Here is a 20,050-nt window from a genome sequence, read left to right on the forward strand (position 1 = left end):
AACATCCGATGGACATGGCGATTCGAGCGTCGTGGCGAGGCGCGACGAACGAGCTATTCGTCGCTATCGCCTTGTTCCGAGTTCTTCACTAGCCCGTGACAAAATTGGGTCGTTTTACGTTCGGCATGTCATCGTATGCTTTCAGGACGGTTTGCAACGGTGTCAGCGATGGGTCGCGATTCCCGTAGACGATCTTGAGCCATGTCGCACCGCGTATGAACTGCCCCGCACCGAACCATTGCGATTCGAGGTTCGCCTTCAGCATACGTCGGCCCGCTTCGAACAAAGCATCGGGCGTGTAAGCGTTGGCGTGAGCGACCTCAGGACGGCAACCATATAGACATAGGGCATAGGCATACTCGCGTGGCTTGAGCGTCTTCGCAAGACTGGGAGGCTTGTCGTTGACCCAATGTTCGTACATCTGGATACCGTTTTCGAAGCCCTCCATACCGTCCGGCGTAGCATCGTCGCCTGTTTGATAGGCGAACGCCATGTAGTCGTCGAGGCCATCTCGAACGATCTCGTTCATTGGCCACGGGCGGGATTCATTGCGCCAGGCGGCCTCTTCGAAGATTCTCGCGTTCTCCCACTCCGCACTGTTCCAGCCGGTATCCATCCACTCAGCGATCGCCTTCGCCCAATGCAACGTAACTCGATGAAGATCTCTGTTCGTCCCGAAGTCCTCATCCGATGCAATTGCCTTTTCAATCCAACTAAGCGAGCGGGAGATTACTGGGGTAGCATCCTCAGCCAATCCCACCAGCCATGCCCGAACCACATCGGACATGTTGTGCGCAGCAATGTTTCCCATTGGCTGCCCGTCCACATAGGCTGTGCGCATAACCCGGGGAAGGGCTCCGTCAATGACTACCTCTCTTGTACGAACTGGATCAAACAGCATACGTTCCTCAACACGGTTTTCCATTGCAGAATCGAATATGAACGGAGTTCTTCAGCCCTCCGGACCCTACAGTATTCGTTGTAAAGCTCCCCATATTAAGATTCTGAATTGCACTATCCTTTACAGTTTGCGAAAGAGCCGAACTATCAATCGCATCGATCGCTTGTTGAATCGCATTATTAAAGCGCGGCGATCCCGGAGTGAATGTCGGCGACGAAGTACGTGAGCCAGTTGCAGTTGCATACTTGCTGTCCCACAACGTCACCTGCCCTGTTGCCTGGTTGACCGAGATGATGTCGTTGCCGTTCGTTCCAATGGCGTCACCCCAGCGCACCACCGTCTCGTTTGGCAAGCCAGCCACCGTGTTCGCCAGATTAATCTCCCCCTGATATCCCGTCCAGTGCGACCAAATCTGGTTCTCGGACGGCCCCTTCAACATGCTCGGGGAGTAGTCCCAGCCAGCCACCGGCGTAGGCAGATTCGGGTTAAGTTCGATGCCGTTGAAAACATGACCGCCGCTAGCTGCTGCCGTCGACGCTGCCTCCGCTCCGGAACCAAACAGCTTTCCGAAGCCCTTGGCAAGTACACCCGTAACCGCGGCGACGCCGGGAATATCGACGGGAGCAAGCTGGAGCCCGTCAACTACGCTGGCAGCAAGCAGGCCGTCAAACGAACCAGCATAAAGCGTTTGATACGGGCTACCAATCCCCTTGAATGCCGGAGCGTTCGGATCCCATGCGTAGGCCGTGCCATTGACAAACTGCACGTCATTTCCGCCCGCAAGTGCGGCGGTGACTGCGACCTTACAGGCCGACGTTCCGGCGCCGCCCGCGCAGGCGCTGGCAAGCGCCGCATTACGTTGCTGTGACAGAGCCAGCAACGCATTCTTGGTGCTGCACGCGTCCGAACTCCCTGCGTTGCAGGAAGCCACGGCCTTGTCGAGTTGTTGCTGCTCGGACAACGCCATCGGGCTGGCCGGTTTGTGGCTCAGCCAATTGTTGAACGTTTCATTCTGTGCTGCCGTCACCGCGCCCTGTACATTGAATCCAAGCGCACCTGCGATGCTGCCGGTCACCAGCGTCCCAAGAGCAGCAAGGACAGGTGCCGGAACGTTGCCATTTGCATCGATGGTCGAATTGAGCGCAGCGCTCGTAGCTGCGCCAATCGCCCCACTTGCGCAGCCCGTACCGCCCCCAGCGCTCACAGCGCATCCGAGTGCCGCATGCGCCGCCACGTACCCGACCTGCCCCAACCCACCTTCGCCGAAGAATTTGTCAAGATCCAATTGGCCGACAGTACTCGCCGCAATCGCGGCCAGATCGCTAACGACGCTCCCTTTCAACACAGTCCCGAAGCTACCCCCATACGCGACCGTATTCACAGTCGCCGATACCAACCCCCGGCCTGCGATTTCAAACGCGCCCTGAAGGAGCTGCTCCGAGGTGATCGTATTCGATGCGATGTTGTTTCCGATCGTCTGCATCGGCAACGCATTGAGGTCCAATCCTTCCATCAACCCCTGCGTCACATATGCAATCGCTCCGGCCTTGAGAACTTGCCCGAGGCTGAACCCTTGATCGCTGAACGCCTGGTTCATCGCAGACGCCACCATGGCACCCACGACAGGCATCCCCATCGCGGACAGCGCCACCGCCGCCGCCATCGAGAAAATCTGATCCGGGCCAAATCCGCCCTGCTTCACGAACTCCGAATGCAGATGGTCGCTCAGCGTCTGCTGCGCGAAGTCCCCGCCGAGCTGCCGTTGCAGCGATGCAAGCATTGCCTGCGTCGAAGCTGCATCAACCGTCCCGTCCGCGTTGAGCTTCTGCAGCGCCCCACCGATCTGATTGAGCGCCTGAACATTCAACTCCATGTTCGCCGCGCTCATGAACCCGCCCGGCTGCACCACTGTGCCCGTCGTCTTCAGATACCCACCATCGACCTTCTGCCAGATCTCGCCGACATCAACCTGATTCGCCTGGTTCGTCAGCGTGTGCGTGTCGACGCTCAGCGTCCCCGACGCGGTGATGCTCCCCGTATTGAGAATGCTGCCGTTACCGTCCTGATTGAACTTGAGCGTGACGTCGTGTCCGGAGATGTTGCCGCCCGCCGACAGCGCCTGCGTGTCCTGCGGCAGATACACCTGCGGCATCAGCGCGGTAATCGTCGGGCACGACGCCGCTCCCGTCGCATGACACGTCGGGTCCGGCACCGTCTGCTCGACGTACCACAGCATCGGCTTGTCGAGCGTGTTGATCTGCTCCTGCGTCAGCGCCGCGCCCAGTTGCAGGTCGTGCGCCTTCGAGTAATCGATCGCGTTCTGGTACAGGTACATCTTTTCCTGTGCCGTCACCGACAGGTTTTTCTCGTTGTCGTACGTCAGCCCGTCGACGAAGCTCGACTTGCCGGTCTGCTTCAGCGCCGCCTGCTGCAACAGCAGGTCCTCTTCCTGCGGGTTGTAATAGAACAGCGTCGACGACGGCTGCAGCGCCGACGGCAGATTGTTCAGCAAGTCCTGCGGCCCGAGCGAGCCGAGCACGGAACCGCCGAGCGACGCGTCGACGTACGACGCAGCGCCCGCGACCGGTGTCGGCAGCTTGCCGGTACCGACGGCACGAGGCACCGACAGGTTCAGCCCCGGCAAGTCCACCGGGCTCAGCGAAATGACCTGCGACGGCGCATTGACACGCGGCGTGTAGGTGTTCGCGGTCGTGATCCCGTTGATGAGCTTCTGGCCCGTCAACGACACATACGTGCCGATCACGTTGCCGACGTTCTGGATCTGTCCGCTCGACGAGATCGACAGGTTCGGCGCCTGGATCGTCGCCGCGATGTTGCCGACCGGCGTCGGCGGATCGATGGTGCCGCCCGTGCTCGTGTATGCGCTCCCGTACAGCGCCTTGCACTGCTCCGGCGTGCCGCACGCCCAGATGTCGTGACGCTTGTCGCTGCTGAACATGCCGGTTTCCTGCACCCAATGCGAGTGCCAGTAGGCGTTCAGCACCTGCGCCTCGTTCACGACGGGGCCTGCGACGGCGATCGTCGCGTTGTTGCCGGCCGCGATCAGGCTGCCGATGTTCGTCAGGCTGCCCGCATTGATCTGCAGGTTGTTGCCCGCGCTGATCACCGACGAGCTGCCCGACTGCTGGTCGACATAGCCCTCGCAGTAGCTTTCCTTGTAGCCGCCCGCTGTCATGCAGCCCGAGTATTGCTCGTGCTTGCCGTAGTTCTCGTGTACCGGCACGGGCGGCGGCAGATTGTTGGTGATCGCGCCCGATACGTTGAGCTTGATGTCGTTGCCCGCGACGATGTTGCCGGACGTGTTGTTCAGGCTCTGTGCGGGCGTGGTCGAGCTTGCGGTCGTGCCGACACCGCCGATGACGATGTCGTGGCCCGCGAGCAGGTTGCCGTACGTATTGTTGATCTGGCCGGCTGCGATCACGAGATCGTGGCCCGCATAGATCGTCGCGTCGTTCTGGCTGTAGCCGAACGTCGTCGTGGTCGGGTTGTTGCCGCGCGGTTGGCCTGCGTTGCCGCAGGCGGAGTTCGGCACGCCGGATGCGCAGCCGACCTGGCTCGAATAGTTTTGCTGATTGCCGCCCTGATTGGTGAGCGTACCCGACGCGATGGCGACGTCGTTGCCCGCGTACATCAGGCCTTCGTTGACGAGATTTCCGCCGCCTACCGTCAGGTTGTGACCGGCGGCGATCATGCCGGTCGGCGTGGACGAATTGACCGTTCCGACGGAAGTCGGCGCCGCTGAATTCGGCAAGATGCTGAAGACGGTCGGCTTAATGCCGTCAGCCTCACGCTGCGCGTCCTTGGCGGCAATCGTGCCGAGCGATTTCAACTGATTCAGGAACGCCGTGTATTCGCCCTGATCGACGGTACGCACCGATTGATTGATCATCGTCGGCGCGACCGCGCCATTACCGAGGGACCCGACGTTCAGCCCGACATCCCCCTGCGCGGCAATTTGGCCACCGCGATTGGACAATGAGCCGGCCGACAGCGAAATCGACCCGCCGGCCGAAATGACGCCCGACGTCCCCGGCGTCTGGGTCGTCGTGGTTTCGTGGACGGTCGGCAGTGTAAACGTGCGCGTGCCTAATGCGCCCGGTTGCGGCCCGTTGCCGACGTACCATACGGTCTGATACTGAGGATTGCCGCGAGAATTGTCGCCGACGTACACCTGGAACTGGTTAAACGTGACCGTTCCGGATCCCGCGACGGGCGACGAAACGCTCAGGTCGCAATACTCCCGACACGGATTCGTCGATGGCCTCGACGTAATGGCGGCTTGCGCGCCCGTCGGCGACAGCAGATTGCCGAGTGTCGTATTGAAGCCGAACGTCGTATCGCCGAGAGTCAGACCGGAATCCCCCGGCCCTGGAATCCGGTACTGATACCAGTATGTCTCGGCGCCAACCGCCCCCGACCACAGCAATCCCGGATCGACGACGTCCTGCGTCGTCGTCACCGCCGCGCCCGGCGCCGTCTGGTCGTTCACCACCGCACCTGCGGAAATATCGACATTCCGCCCGGCAACAATCGACCCACCCGTGTTCTGCAACGTCCCACCCAAGCGAAACACGACATCACCCTTCGACTGCGTCGTCGCACCCTGGTTGTCATAATTCCCGCCGTTCACGGTCAGCACACTGCCCGCCTCGACCGTCCCGCGGTTCGTCGTATCGCCGTTCAGCGTCAACGCGTTATCCGCATGCATCACCGCCCCGGCCGCATTATTCAGCGTGCCGTTGAACGTCACATCCGCCCCGGTGACCTGCCCGTGATTCTCGAAGCTGCCGCCTGCCGTCAGCGTCAACGGCGACGTCCCGGTGATCGTGCCGTTGTTCGTGATCCCGTTCAGCCCCGTCAGCGAAACGCTCTGCCCGCCGTAATTCCACGTGCCGCCGACATTCACGTACCCGGCCGTGATCGACAGATTGCCGCCCTGGCTGATCGTCCCCTGCGACGGATCGAACGCCATATTGACCGCACTGATCCCCATGTTCCGTTGCGCGAGCAACTGTCCGCCCGCGTTGTAGAACGCGCCGTTGCCGCCATTGATCGTCAGCGATACGTCGCCGGTGGCACCGGTCGCGGCCTGCGGATTGCCGGCAAAAACGATCCCGTTCTGGTTGTTCAGCGTCCCGGTATTGACGTTGAGCGCGTTCACCGCCATCAGCGAGCCGCCCACGTTCGTCAGCGCGCCCCCGACGGTGACGTTGGTCGTCGTCCCGTTCACCAGCCCGGCGTTCGCGAAGCTCGATGCATTGATCGTCGTCGTGCCGATCGACGCGAGCGACGCACCGGCCGCGTTCGTCAGGTTCGGCGCCGACACGTTGAGCGATCCGGCCAGCACGTTCGCGGCGTTGTACAGCCCGTTCTGCGAAGCCAGCGTCGCATTGCCGACGACGTTCACCGCCTTGCCGCCCGCCAGCGTGAGCTGGTTCGACGCCTGCGCGGTGAGCGCGCCGCCGACCGTCGCATTGCCGAGCGTCACGTTCGAGCCGTTCACCTGCAGGTTCTGCGATGCGACGAGCGATGCATTGCCGGCGTCGACCGTTCCCTGCGCGGAAACGGTCACGTTCTTCGACCCGACGGCCGAACCGCTCAGCGTGACGTTGCCGCCCGACACGCCCAGTTGCCCCGCAACGATGCTGTTGCCGGTCAATGCGACGGTTTGCCCGGCATGCAGCGTCGCGTCCCCGTTCGCCGACACGCCCGCGACCGACACGTTGCCGCCGATACCGTTGACGTCGACCGTCCCCATCGAACCCACGCCGCCCGCGAGCGACACGTTGTTCGCGGCCTGAACCGCGACATTGCCGCCCGACTGCAACAAGCCACCGAACGACACGCTGCCGGCTGTCGACTTCGCCGACACGTCGCCGACGGCGGTAGTCGCACCGAGCGACATGTCGCCGCCGGACACCGCCGTCAGCTTGCCGGCACCCTGAATCGCGCCGAGCGTGATGCTGTTTCCGGCATTGACGGCGATGTCCTTGCCGTACGTCAGTGCCGCGCCGCCGCCGAGCGCACCGCCCGCGTTGATACTGGCGGCCCCGAGACCGAACAGCGCGCCGCCGAGCGTCATCGCACCGCCCGACGTCAACGTCGTATCGCCGTTCACGAGCCCGCCGGAAAGCAGCGCGAGTCCGCCGCCAGCATTGGCCCGCAAACTCCCGGTCGACACGATCGCGCCGCCGACGCCGAGATTGCCCGCCGTCGCGGTCAGCGTCGCGTCGCCGGTCGCATTGATCGCGCCCGCGACACCGAGGCTGCGTCCGGCCGTCACGTTCAGCGCACCGCCGCTGGACGCCGCACCGATACCCGCATCGCGCGCGGCCGCGATCGTCGTCGCGTTGCCCGACGTCACCGCGCCGTTCACCATCACGTCGCCGGCGCCGTTGTGGCCCTGCGCCCGCAATCCGATCGCGCCGCCCGCCTGCACCGAGCCGGCCGACAAATCGTTGCCGGCGGTCATCGCGAGATCGCCGTTGGTCGCGACGTTGCCTGTCACCGCGATATTGCCGCCCGCGGTGACGCTCGCCTGGTGCGCGAACGCGATCGCGTCGGCCGTCACCGAGCCACCCGCCGTCAACGTGCCGTTTTGCTGTGCGCCGACGCCTGCGAGCGTCATGTCGCGGCCCGCGTTCAGCGAAGCATTGCCGCCCGCGACACTCTGCCCCGTCACGGCGATGTCCTGTGCGGCGCCGACGTTCAGGTTGCCCTGCGTCGTCAGGCTCGTCGCACTTGCGTTGCCGCCCGAGGCGGTTACGGCGAGATCGCCCGCCGAATTGACCGCCGACAGCGCGACACTGCGCGCCGCATTGATCGTCGTCGTGCCGCCGGTATTGATTGCGCCCGCAACGGAAACGTCTCGTGCGGCTTGCAGTTGCATCGCGCCGAATGCGGTGGCCGCTCCGCCGAGCGTCACATCGCCGCCGCCGGCACCGCCCTTCGCCGTGACGTCGAGATTGCCGTTGACGGCCTGAACCGTGCCGAGCCCCGCATTGTTGCCGCCCGTCACGTTGACGGCCGCAGCTTGCAGCGCACCCGTCAGCGCGACGTCGTGCGCGGCATCGAGCGTCGCCGCCTGAGCGAATGCCGCGGAGCCCGCACCGTTGATGTCGCGGCCCGCGCTCAGCGTGCCGTCGCGTTGACCCGCCAGTGTCCCCGTCAACGCGATATCGCGGCCGGCCTGCACGTTCGTCGACTTCGCCACCGCAATCTGGCCGCCGAGTTGCGTATCGAGCCCGGACAGGCTGCTGAACGCACCCGCGGTCGTGGTCGCCCCCGTGAGCATGACGCTGCCGTTCGTGGCGGTTGCCTTCAGATCGCCGTTCGACTCCACGCCGCCGTTGACCGTCACGTTACGTTGCGCGGTCAATGCGAGCGCATCGCCGCTGCCGAGTGTGCCGCCGATCGACACATCCCGCGCCCCCGTCACGTTCGCCGCCCCCTGTGCGGACGCCGCACCCGTGATGCCCGCATCGCCTTCGCCGGCGTTGCCGTTCGCCGTCAGCGTCAACGTGGTCGACGACGACGCATCGTGCAACGTCGCGTTGTTCCCGCCCGTCACCGCGATCGCGGCCGCCTGCATGCCGCCGGTCAGCGCGACGTCATGCTGCGCCGCATAGTTCGCGGTCGCGGCAAACGCCTGCTTGCCGCCGCCGTTGATGTCGCGCGCGGCCGTCACCGTGCCGTTCGCCTGTCCGACCATCGTGCCGTTCAGCGTGGCATCGCGGCCGGCCGTCAGCGTCGCGTCGCCGATCGCGCTGGTGCTCGCGCCGAGCGACAGGTCGAGGCCGGTCGCGATAGCGAGCTTGCCGCCGCTGTTGATGCCGCCGGTCGCGTTGAGGCTGCCTTGCCGCGCGGTCAGCGCCGTATCGCCGACCGACTCGATCGCGCCGCTCACGGCGAGGTCCCGCTGAGCGGTCACGCCGACCGTCGAACCGCTCGCAACCTTGCCGCCGATCGCAACGTCGTTCTGCGCGAACGCCGTGATCGCGCCCGCGGCGGCGACCGAACCGTCGATGCGCAGATCGCCCGCCCCCGTTGCGGTGTTCGTACCGTTCGCGCGCAGCGCGATCGTGCCGGTCGACTCGACGTTGTTCACGGCCGCATTGCCGGCCGCCGTCACGCTGACCGACTGCCCCTGGATCAGCCCTCGCTGCGCGACGTCGCGCCCGGCTTCGAGCGTCGCCTGCTGACCGAACGTCAACGTGCCTGCGCCGACGATGTCGCGCGCCGCATTGACGATGCCTTGTCCCTGCCCGGCCAGCGACCCGCTCACGTTGACGTCGCGTCCGGCCGCGAGCGTCGTGTCGTGCGACACGGTCGTGTTGCCGCCAAGATTGATGTCGCTGCCCGCCTGCGCGTCGAACGCACCATTGCTCGCGATCGCACCGGTCGATCCGATACTGCCGGTCGCCCGCAGCGACGTGTTGCCGGCCGACTGCAACGAACCGCTAATGCCGATATCGCGCGCGGCGGCCAGCACCACGTCCGCGCCGCCCGTCACCGCACCGGTCACGCTCAGGTCGTTCGCCGCGCCGAGCGCGAGCGTCGACGCAGCCTGCACGTCGTGCAGCGTGGCCGAACCGCCCGCCGTCGTCCGCACGCTGCCGCCGCGCAGCGAGCCGGTGAGAGTCGTATCGCCGCCGGAACCGAGGTTCGCCGCAAGCCCGAACGCAACGGCGGCCGCACCGCCGATCGCGCCGCCGGCGTTCAGCGTGCCGTTGCCCTGCGCGACGACGGAGCCGTTCATCGTCAGGTCGCGTCCCGCGTTAACGGTGAGGTCGCCGAGCGACGACGTCGAGTGCGTGCCCAGATCCACCGACTGCGCGGCGTTCACCGACAGATTGCCGCCCGACTGGATATTGCCGGTGCTCGTCAGCGAGCCGGCCGCATTCGTCAGCGCGACGTCGCCGTTCGACTGGACCGTCCCGCCGATCGACGTATTGCGGCCGCCGCCGATGACCAGGCCGCTTGCCGTGCGCAGCGTGCCGTTGACGATCACGTCGCGCGCCGCGTCGATCGCCCCGCTCGCCAGCGAGTTCACGTTGCCGCCGATCGAAACGTCGCCCGCGCGCGTCGCAAGCCGAAGCCCCGCGTTGGCCTGCACGTCGTTCAGCGCGATCGAACCGGCTGCCGTCATCGACACGGCGCGCCCCTGGAACGCACCCGTCACGCCGATATCGCGCCCCGCGCTCAACGTCGTGTCCTGCGCGAAGCCGCTGGTGCCGCCGGCGACGATGTCGCGCGCGGCCGTGAGCGTCGCGACGCCCTGCCCGGCCAACGCACCGACGATCACGAGATCCCGGCCAGCCGTGGCGGTCACGTCGCCCGTTACGGTCGTCGCGCCGGTCAGCGAGACATCCTGCGCGCCCTGCACCGTCAGCGCACCCGCGCCGTTCAACGTGCCGGCCGACGCGACGCTGCCGCTGGCCGCCGTCATCGCCAGATCGCCGACGGCCTGCACGGTGCCGCTGCCGCCGACGATCACGTTGCGCTGCGCGGCAAGCGCGACCTGCGCGCCACCGGCCAGCGTGCCGTTCACGACGACGTCGCGCGACGCGCGCACGTCGGCGGCGCCGAGGGCCGCCGCGTTGCCGTTGAATACGACGTCGCCGCCGCCGGCGTTACCGTTTGCCGTCACACCGAATGCGCCGCCCGCCTGGACCGTCGCGAGATTCGCGCTGTTGCCCGCGTCGACCTGCAGACCATTGGCGAGCAGCTTGCCGGTCAGCGCGACGTCATGCGCGGCATTCAACGCGCCGTTCTGGCCGAATGCGATCGAACCGCTTCCCGTGATGTCGTTGCGTGCGCTCAGTAACCCGTTGCGCTGGACGATCACGACACCGGACGTATCGACGTTGTGCCCTGCATCCACGCGCGCGTCGGTCCCGACCATCAACGAGCCGCCGACCGACACGTCGCGCGCGATATCGGCGGCGAACGTCGTTCCGCTCGCGAGCGACCCGCTCACGCTCAGGTCGCGCCCCGCCTGCACGCTGACTGCGTTCTGCGCGGTCGCCTGCGATGCGACGACGGTGTCCTGCCCGGACGTCAGCGCAAGATCGCCGCCGCTCTTCACCGTCGCGTGCGTGACGACGTTGCCCTGCGTCGCCGTCAACGCCAGCGCGCCGGAGGTCTGCAACGCCGCGTTGACCGTCGCATCGCGTTGCGCGGTCACGCGCAGCGTGTCGCTATTGGTCTGCCCGTTCACGTTGACGTCGCGGGCCGCCTGCACGGTCGTCGCGCCGGTCACGACCGACGTGCCGTTCAGGTTCACGTCGCCCGTGCCGTCGGTGCCGCGCGCGGTAACGGACAATGCCCCGCCGCCCTGTACGTCGCCGAGCGTGACGTTCGTGCCGCCCGCGACCGTCATGTCGCCGTGCGCCTGTGCATTCGCGACGTTCACGTTGCCGCCTGCCGCCACGGCGAGCTTGCCGCCGGACTGGATCGAGCCGGTCGACGTCACGTCGCCATTCGCGTCGATCGCGTAACCGCCGACCCCGATGTGCGTACCGGTCATCGACACGTTGCCGGCGCTATGAACCGTCGCCTGCTGCTGCGCGGCCGAGCCTGCGACCGATACGTCGCCGTTCGCCGACAGCAGCAAGTCGCCTGCGTTCGCGGCGAGCTGCGCGTCGGATCGCACCCCCATCCCCGCCGCGGTGCTGACCACCTGGATCTGCCCGGCCGTCATCGCGCCGAACGCGGTCGCGTCGATCGCGAGCGAACGATTCGCGCCGCCGTTCGCGGCATTGATCGCCGCGGCGGAGTTGTCCGAGCCGTTCGACGCGGTGCCGTACGTGGTGCCGTACGTATCGACGGCGGCCGGCGTCACGAACTGACGCCCGGCGATCACGTTGATGCGCGTGCCGGCATAGAGCGGCGCGTTGATGCCGATCGTCTCGCCGATCAGGTCGATCGTGCCGACGGTCCCCTCGATCCCCGCGCCGGGCCCGTTGACGCCGGCGTTGCCTTCGATCTGCAGGTGACCGCCGGTCACGTTGTAGCCGAGCGCCTTCGCGTTCGCGAAGTCGGTCGCGCTGCCGCCCACGCCACTGAGGAACTGCGGCGCGCCGGTCGACAACGTCACGCCGATCGTGTTGGTGAAGCCGGTGCCGCGTGTCGTGATCCCGTTCGGATTCGCGATCACGACGGCCGCGGGTGCGCCGAATACTTCGAGCGGACCGTTCAGCAAGCTCGCGTAGGCATTGCCGGTCGACGTGACCTGGTTGACGATCACGCTCGCCGTGCGGCCGTTCAGGTTCGGGTTGGCCTGCACGTTGCCGCCCGTCAGCGACGTGCCCGACATCAGGCTGTTGTTCAGAATCAGCCCGACCGGATCGATGTTGAATTGCTGATACTGGTTCAGCGAAATACCGGCCGCGTTCGGCGCGGTGATATTGACGACCGGCACGCCGCCGCCTGCGCCGGTCGACTGCGTGATGGCAGGCTGAAACGAGATCGGCGCCGTGGGATCGACGATGGGCGCGGCAGCCGCGAGCTGCATCGAGAATCGGACGCGCAGCGACGCGAGATCGAGCAGCCGCTGCCATGCGTCGTCGTCGATTCGACGATTGCCCGCGCCGAGCACGCCGGCTGCATCGCGGCCCTGCTCGACGGTGACCGTGATCGGTCCGATGAACATCGCCAGCGCGAGAAGCGCGCTCGTCGCACGCTGCCACCAGCGATACGATCCCGCGACCTGCTCGACCGCGAAGAACCGCGGCGCACTTGCCGCCGACCGCGCACGTGCACCGATTCGCGCCGCACCGGCGGCGGCAAGCTGCTGCAAGGTCTTACGCTTGGACGTGTTCATCTTCTGTTGTTCGCTTCGTTTCATGGCCGCGCGCCGTACGCCATCGGCCGGTCGACCGTGGCGCCGAGCGATGCCGGGTTTCCCCGCCCGGCATCGCCTGCGTGTTCGCCGGGCGGCTGCCCGACGCTGCTACTGGCAGCTTGCTACCTGCTGCTTGACGCCTACTGCTGGATCCGCGCGTTGCGGATCAGATCCGCCACGACCTGCGCGGTCGCCTTCTCTATCGCGACCTGCTCGAGTTGTTGCCGCAGCGTGTCTTTCGCCTGGTCGAACGGCGGCACCTGCGTCGGGCGCTTGTCGTCGGCACGCACGATCCAGTACGTATCGCCGACCTGCACGGGCTCGCGCGTCAGTCCGCCCTGCGGAAGCTTCACGAGCGCTTCGGCGAGCGGTTGCGGCCAGTTCTGCGTGTGGCCTGCTTCGATCGGCGTCTTGAACGAGATCCAGTTCAGCGCGCCGCCTTGCGCCGCGGCCGGCGCCTTGCTGAACTGCCGCGCGAGCCCGCCGAAGTCCTCGCCTTTCTTGAGCCGCGAGAGGATCTGCTTCGCGGTGTCCGCATCGTTGACCGCGATCACGCTCGGCTTGTATTCGTTCTCGCCGAGCGTTGCGACAACCGCGTCGTAGCGCGCCTTGACGTCCGCATCCGTGACGGGCGCCGGCTTGACCTGATCACGCAGGTACGCCTGCGTCATCGCGAGCGCCTTCGCCTGCTCGGCGGCGGCAACGACCTGCGGCTTCGTGTCGTAGTGCTGCTTGAGCGCCGCCTGTCGAAACAGCTCGCGCGCGATCAGCTGGTTCTTCAGCGCCGCGCGCAGCGCCGGCGTATCGGGCGCCTTCGACGCGCGCACGGCTTCGTCGACCTGCGCTTGCAGGATCGGCACGCCGTTCACGCTCGCGATCGCATCGGCCGGCATCGCGGCGGTTGCATCGGCCGGTTTCTTCGCCGCCTTGGGAACCGCGTACGCGTGCGGGACGACAGCGCCGCACAGCATCGCCGCGACGAGCGCGACGCCGATCTTGCGAATCCGCGCCGACAGGTTGGGTTGCATCGCGATCTCGCGACCGTTCGACAGGCGATCCATGAAGTTCTCCATCAGTCCGTCCAGTTGAGTGTTGCCAGCAACACGCTGGCCTTCTTGCCGAGTGCGGCCGGTTGCACGAGCGCCTGCCCGACCAGCACTTCGGTCGACAGCGTCCCGCCTTTCAAACGCCATTGCGCGCGCGTGCCGACGCCTGTGCCGACGAGCGACGGCCAGCCGCCCTGCGCGTTCAGGTGCGTCTTGCCGCCGTCCAGAAACACGTACGGTTCGATGCGCGCGTCGTGCCACGCCGGCACGTTCTGCCAGGCCAGCTCGTTGCGCACGAATGCGCCGCTGTCGCCCGCGATCCCGCCTTCGGTAAACCCGCGCACCGAGCCCATGCCGCCCAGAAAGATCTGCTCGTTGCCGAATAGCGCGACGCGGCTGTACTGCGCGCGAAGCGTGCCGCGATACGCCCAGAGGGAACCGGCTAAATTGCCGAGCGTGAACTGCAGCGTGCCGGTGGCATCGAGCTTCGTGAACTGGCTGTGTGCGTCGTCGATGCCGATGTCCGACGCATCGTGGTTGGCTGCCAGCCAGGGCAAACCCTGCGACACGCCGACATCCCAGGTCGCGGCTGCGCCCTGATCGCGCATGACGAAGCGGGACAGCCCGTTCAGCGCGACACGCAACACCGTCAGGTTCTGCGGCGACAACGGAATGCCGTTGAGATCGCGCTCGGTGCGCAGCTTGTTGAGCGTCACGTCGACGCTCATGCGCCCGCGCGGCGAACGCATCAGCACGTCGTTCCAGCCGAGCATCTGGCTGAACGTGCGCCCCGCGAGCAGCGCGACGTCGCCAATCGGCTGCTGATACTCGGACATCGACGCCGTGTAGCTGAAAGTCTGATAGCCGTACGGCACCGCCGCCGAGAACACGACCGCGTTCGTGTCGGTCGTCCCGACGTAGCTGAACGACAGCGATTCCTGCAGTCCGATCACGTTGTCGGCTTCGACACCGGCGCGATAGCGCGTCTTGCCGGTCTGCGAGCTGCCGTAGTTGTCGATGCCGAAATCGTAATGAAGACGGTCGCCGTAGCGGTTCGAGATCGCGACGATCGAATCGCCCGGCGCTTCGCCGGGGAGAATGCGGATTTCGGCCTGATTGCGCCGCAACCGGTTGATCTGATCGACGCCCTGCTCCAGATCGGGCAGACGCAGCACGTCGCCCGGCGTGCTCGCGAACGCCCATGCGGTGCCGGCTTCGGTCAGCAACCCGCCGCCGCGCACTTCGTACCACTTCTCGTCGGGATCGCGCGGTCTCAGCGGCTTGCCGTTCAGCGTCAATGCGGCCACGCGGCCGGGAACGAGATTGATCTTCAGCGTGCCGGACGCGAGATTCTGCGGCCCGAGGTACGCACGCGTCGTGATGTAGCCGCGCGAGATGAACGCTTCCGTCAGCCGGCGCAGCAGCAGGTTGATCCGGTTGCGCCCGAGTTGCTTGCCGATGAACGGCGCCGCGATACGGTCCAGTTCGCGCTGCCCGAGGATCGCGTCGCCGGTGAATTCGATCCGCTCGATCAGGAACGTCGGCGCGACGTCCGGCAGCGTGTCGACGTCGGCGCCCGGCGGCAGGTCCGGCATCGTCGGCTGCTCGGGCACCGCGATCTGCGCCGGCGGCTGCGCGATCTCGTCGCGGCGCTGCCGGTCGCGCTGCTCCTGCAGCAGACGCTGCGCGGGATCCTGTTCCGCACGCGGCACCGCGAGCCCGGCCGGCAGCGCGCCGAGGCCCGGAAGCGCGCCGGCCGGCGGCGCGCCCGCGAGCTGGGCATGCGCGCACGGCGACATTGCGCCGATCGTCAATGCGAGCGCGGCGGCGATGCGGTGATCCTTGTGCGACATCACAGGCCGAACCACGACACGAGACCCATGTGATTGCGGTTGCCGATCGTCACGAGATCGCGATGAGGCGGCCGGATCGTCACGACGCCGCCCGCGGCGAGCACACCTTCGGGCGCGCTGTACGCGCCGCCTTCGATGTCGGCCTCGCCGGTCAGGCGCACCTTGCCGGTTCCGCCGGTAAACACGCCACCGGTATCGGCCGCATAGATCGCCGCCCAACGATTGCCGAACCACGCTTTCAGGTCGTGGTCGCGGTTGATCACCGTGTAGCCCGGCACGGCCTGCGCGAGCGTCTTCGGCGCGTCGAGCGTCAATGCGCCGAGCGCGAGCACGGTTCCGCCCGTGTTCGTGATCTGCGTACCGGCTTTCAGCTGGATGTCGGCGTTGGCCTCGATCACGCCGCCGAACGCCTGCACGTTCGACGACGCGCTCGCGCGGCAGAACACGAAACACGAGCGCCGATACGCTGCCTGCCCGGTGAAAACGGCCTGCGTGAGGATGTTTTCGCGCGCGGCGATGTCGATCGCGCCGCCATTCGACAGGATCGATCCGCCGATATTCGTCACGTTCGCGGCGCGCACGGTCACGTTGCCCGCATCGGCCGTGATGTACGCGAGTTTCGATGCGTCGGCCAGCGCGCCATAGTCGACGGTGAAGCCGTCGCTACGATGCTTGAAGAACAGGAAGCGGCCGCCCTGCTCGGAGAAGCCGACCACCGCACCGTTCTGCACGCCGGTGCTGTGGTCGACGATGTTCTGCAGATCTCCGCCCGCGTCGATCGACACGCTCTGGTTCGACAGGATCCGTGCATTCCGGTTGACGATATCGGCGCCCGCGGTCAGCGACACATCGCCCTTCACGCCGAACAGGATGCCGATCCCCGTTTGCGGCAGCGACTGGTTCAGGATGCGGCCCGCCGCGTTCAGCGTTACCGCGCCCGCCGAATCCGGATCCGCGTCGATCGCGGTCTGCCCTTGCACCAGTGAGCCGACGTTCACGATGTCCGCCGCGCTCTTGAGCACCACGCCGCTTTGCGACGATGCCACGGTGGCGCCCTTCATCGCGTCGTCGGGATTCAGCGCGATGCCCGCGCCATTCAGCTTGACGCTGCCCGACGCCATCAGGCTGCTGCCCGTCAACGCGATCGCATCGGCTGCCGACACGTTCGCGTGGCCGCCGCGCGACTTCAGGTCGGTGTCGGTCAGCGTCATGCCGCCCTGAACGGTGACGTCGACGTCTCGCGCGACGTCGATCTTCGCGTTGGACATCTCGACGTTGCCGTTCGACGTCAGCGTGAAATCCCCGAGCGACGCATTCATCGCGCCGGCGCTGCGCACGCCGGGGCCGCGGTCCGTGACGATCAACTGCACGCGCCCGCTCGTCACGCTGCCTGCGGCCGTGATGTCGATCGCGTAGGACGATGCGGTGTCCGGCTGGGTCGTCGCGGTACGCGAGAGCCAGTCGTTGGCGTTGTCGTTCGGCGACAGCCCCGTGTTCAGTTCGACACGGCTGCTTCCGGCCAGCAGGCGCACGCCGGCCGTCGCCGACGAAAACGTGTTGTCGATCGCGCCGTCGACGACGATGTTCTTCGCGATCAGATCCAGCCCGATCAACGCGCCGGCCAGGCCGCCCGGACCGACGACGATCGTGCCGGTCGACGTATCGAGCACGATGTTGCGCTGGATCACGCCGGGGGCGATCTGCAGGTCGTTGAAGCTCACGTTGCCGGTCGACAGCGCGACGTGCCCCGTATTGACGAACGATCCGCCGTTGACGGTGATGCCATTCGGGTTCGCAAGCACGACGTTCGCGCGCGGCCCCGCCACGGCGATCTCGCCTTCGATCAGGCTGCGGTTCGTGCTCGTCACCTGGTTGACGATCGTGCGCGCGTTGATGCCGACGTTGTTCAGCGTCGCGCCGGCGGTCGTCACGTTGAACGACGAATACGTGTTGCTCGATACGCCGGCGACCGCCGGCGCAAGATTGACGAGCTGCCGGCCATTCGGCCCGACCGACACGCTGGTGGGCGTGCCGCCGTCCGGGACGATCCCCGCGGCGGCGGCGCAATGCGGCAGCAGTCCCGTTACGGCAAGGCAAAGGCACAGCGCGCGCCAGCCCCCGGTGCCTGCGCGCCCCATTGAATTGGTGCATCCCATTCTGATCCCGCGCACGGCTTCGCCGGCCGTGCGCCCTCGGTTTTTTGGTCGTGTGGTCGTACTGCTTTCGTCATACTTTTTTGAGATACCGAGGAAGAGTAACGGCGGGGGCACGCCTTTCTTTAGGGTGCTTTATCGAATAATTTCTCTAATCGCTTCGGAGTCGACATTACAAATCGATTTCACGTCGAGGCACAATGAAGGTGTCCGATTCATCCTGCTCCTCATGTCCTCTACATCGACGAACACACCGCTCACCGTCATCCATCTGAACGGACCGATCAACAGCGGCAAGACGACGATCGGCCGCGCACTCGCACGCGTGCTGCCCGATGCGCGCTTCATCGACGGCGACGATCACGACGCGCCTGAAGATGCGCCGTTCGACGTGCAATGGGCCATTGCGCTGGAGCGACTGGTCACGCAGATCGCGCAAGCGCGCGAACGCCACGTCGTAATCGCCTATCCAATCGGCGGGGCGGAATTCGAGCGGCTGCGCGCGGCGTGCGATGTACGCGATGCACGATTGTTCGTCGTCACGCTGGCACCGCCCGAAGCGGTCGCGGCATCGAATCGCGGCACACGTGCACTGACGGACTGGGAGCGGCAACGGATCGCGCAGATGTATCGGGAAGGATATGCATCGCGCGCGTTCAGCGATTGCGTGATCGATACGTCGAACGCGTCGGCCGAGGTGTGCGCGGCGGAGATCGCTCGCCTCGCGGCACTTCCCGCGCATTGACGCGGCTGCTTCGGTCGTGCGCCGTCGTCAGCGCACCGTATGCACGTCCGGATGCATGCCCGCGGACGCGCACCACGCTCAATGATGCTGCCGCACCCCCGACACGACCTGCTCCCGCGCCCCCTTCCGGCTCAACATCAACGTCACCACCGCCGACACCGCGAGCGTCCCCGCGACCACATACAACCCCGCCGCATACCCGCCCGTCACATGCTTGAGCCAGCCGATCGCGAACGGCCCGACGAACCCGCCGAGATTGCCGATCGAATTGATCATCGCGATCCCCGCCGCCGCGCCGGCCCCCGACAGGAACGCGCTCGGCATCGCCCATAGCGGCGCCTTCGCGGCACTGATCCCGATGTTGACGACCACCAGCGCCAGCACGGTCAGCAACGCCGTGCTCGCCTGCCCCGCGAACACGAAGCCGATGCAGGCCAGCACGCACGGAATCACGACGTGCCACGTGCGCTCGCCGGTGCGATCCGAGTGCCGCGCCCACCCGATCATCGCGACCACGGCGGCGATGCTCGGAATGCCGGTCAGCAGGCCCGTCTGCAACGCGGTGAAGCCGAACTGCTTGACCATCAGCGGCGCCCACAGGCCGAGCGTATAGAGCCCCGCCGACGTGCCGAAGTAGATCAGCGCGAGCGCCAGCACGCGCGGGTCGCGCAGCGCCTGCCACGCACCGGCCGTATGCCCGGCATGCGTGTGGCGCGCGTCCGCTTCCGCCTTCAGCTTCGCGATCAGCCAGTCGCGTTCGTCGGCGCGCAGCCACGCGGCCTGCGACGGCGCATCGGTCAGGCGCTTCAGCACGACGAAGCCGAGCACGACCGCCGGCAGCGCTTCGACGATGTACAGCATCTGCCAGTCGGCCAGCCCGAACATCGGCGGCATCTGCATGATCGCGCCCGACAGCGGCGAACCGATCGCGGTCGAGATCGGCGCGGCCGCCATGAACCACGCGGCGGCCACCGCACGCTGCTTCGCGGGAAACCACAGGCTCAGGTACAGAATGATGCCGGGGAAGAAGCCGGCTTCCGCGATGCCGAGCAGAAAGCGCAGCACGTAGAAGCTCGTCGGTCCGGCCGCGAACGCGGACACCGCCGACACGATTCCCCACGTGATCATCACGCGTGCGATCCAGATGCGCGCGCCGACGCGATGGAGAATCAGGTTGCTTGGCACTTCGAACAGAAAGTAGCCGATGAAGAACAGGCCGCCGCCGAACCCGAATGCGGTCGGCGACAGGCCGATCGCCTTGTTCATCGTCATCGCCGCGAAGCCGACGTTGACGCGATCGAGAAAGCTGACGAAGTAAAGCAGCATCACGAACGGAATGATGCGCCACATCAGTTTCCGCGCGACGCGGGTTTCCAGATCCGCTTGCATGTGTCTCCTCCTTCGAGGTCGGGCCGTGCGCCGTCGGTCGATGGACCTCGAGCGCCGGCCGGCGCCCGGCTCGCGTCGCATGCGCGAGTCGCGGGCT

General features: G+C 66.3%; 7 protein-coding genes. 1 reads left to right on the plus strand and 6 read right to left on the minus strand.

The window, feature by feature from the left end:
* Positions 1-88 precede the first annotated feature (88 nt).
* The 5 genes from JYG37_RS19890 to JYG37_RS19910 form a co-directional block, all read right to left on the minus strand.
* A complete protein-coding gene (locus JYG37_RS19890) occupies positions 89-925 on the minus strand; it encodes a hypothetical protein (RefSeq protein WP_249746015.1) in 837 nt (278 codons plus the stop codon).
* Positions 909-12,746: a two-partner secretion domain-containing protein gene (locus JYG37_RS19895; protein WP_249746045.1), complete on the minus strand. Its 11,838-nt coding sequence runs from the start codon at positions 12,744-12,746 to the stop codon at positions 909-911. Before JYG37_RS19895 ends, JYG37_RS19890 begins: the two co-directional genes overlap by 17 nt.
* 161 nt (positions 12,747-12,907) lie before the next feature.
* Positions 12,908-13,828 carry a peptidyl-prolyl cis-trans isomerase gene (locus JYG37_RS19900; RefSeq protein WP_213345763.1) on the minus strand — a complete coding sequence of 307 codons (921 nt, stop codon included), beginning with the start codon at positions 13,826-13,828 and terminating at the stop codon, positions 12,908-12,910.
* Between the two features lie 11 nt (positions 13,829-13,839).
* Positions 13,840-15,666, minus strand: a complete 1,827-nt coding sequence (locus tag JYG37_RS19905; protein WP_124652115.1) for a ShlB/FhaC/HecB family hemolysin secretion/activation protein — start codon at positions 15,664-15,666, stop codon at positions 13,840-13,842.
* A complete protein-coding gene (locus tag JYG37_RS19910; protein ID WP_249746016.1) occupies positions 15,666-17,804 on the minus strand; it encodes a filamentous hemagglutinin N-terminal domain-containing protein in 2,139 nt (712 codons plus the stop codon). Before JYG37_RS19910 ends, JYG37_RS19905 begins: the two co-directional genes overlap by 1 nt.
* Before the next feature lie 244 nt (positions 17,805-18,048).
* Here JYG37_RS19910 and JYG37_RS19915 point away from each other — a divergent pair, with 244 nt between their 5' ends.
* Positions 18,049-18,564 carry a nucleoside/nucleotide kinase family protein gene (locus JYG37_RS19915; RefSeq protein ID WP_213346123.1) on the plus strand — a complete coding sequence of 172 codons (516 nt, stop codon included), beginning with the start codon at positions 18,049-18,051 and terminating at the stop codon, positions 18,562-18,564.
* Positions 18,565-18,642: 78 nt separating this feature from the next.
* Here JYG37_RS19915 and JYG37_RS19920 read toward each other — a convergent pair whose 3' ends face one another.
* Positions 18,643-19,953 (minus strand): MFS transporter, encoded by a 1,311-nt coding sequence (locus JYG37_RS19920; protein ID WP_124595470.1) that lies wholly within the window; start codon positions 19,951-19,953, stop codon positions 18,643-18,645.
* Positions 19,954-20,050: the final 97 nt, after the last annotated feature.

This window comes from Burkholderia sp. LAS2 (genome assembly GCF_018417615.1).
Lineage (GTDB): Bacteria > Pseudomonadota > Gammaproteobacteria > Burkholderiales > Burkholderiaceae > Burkholderia > Burkholderia sola.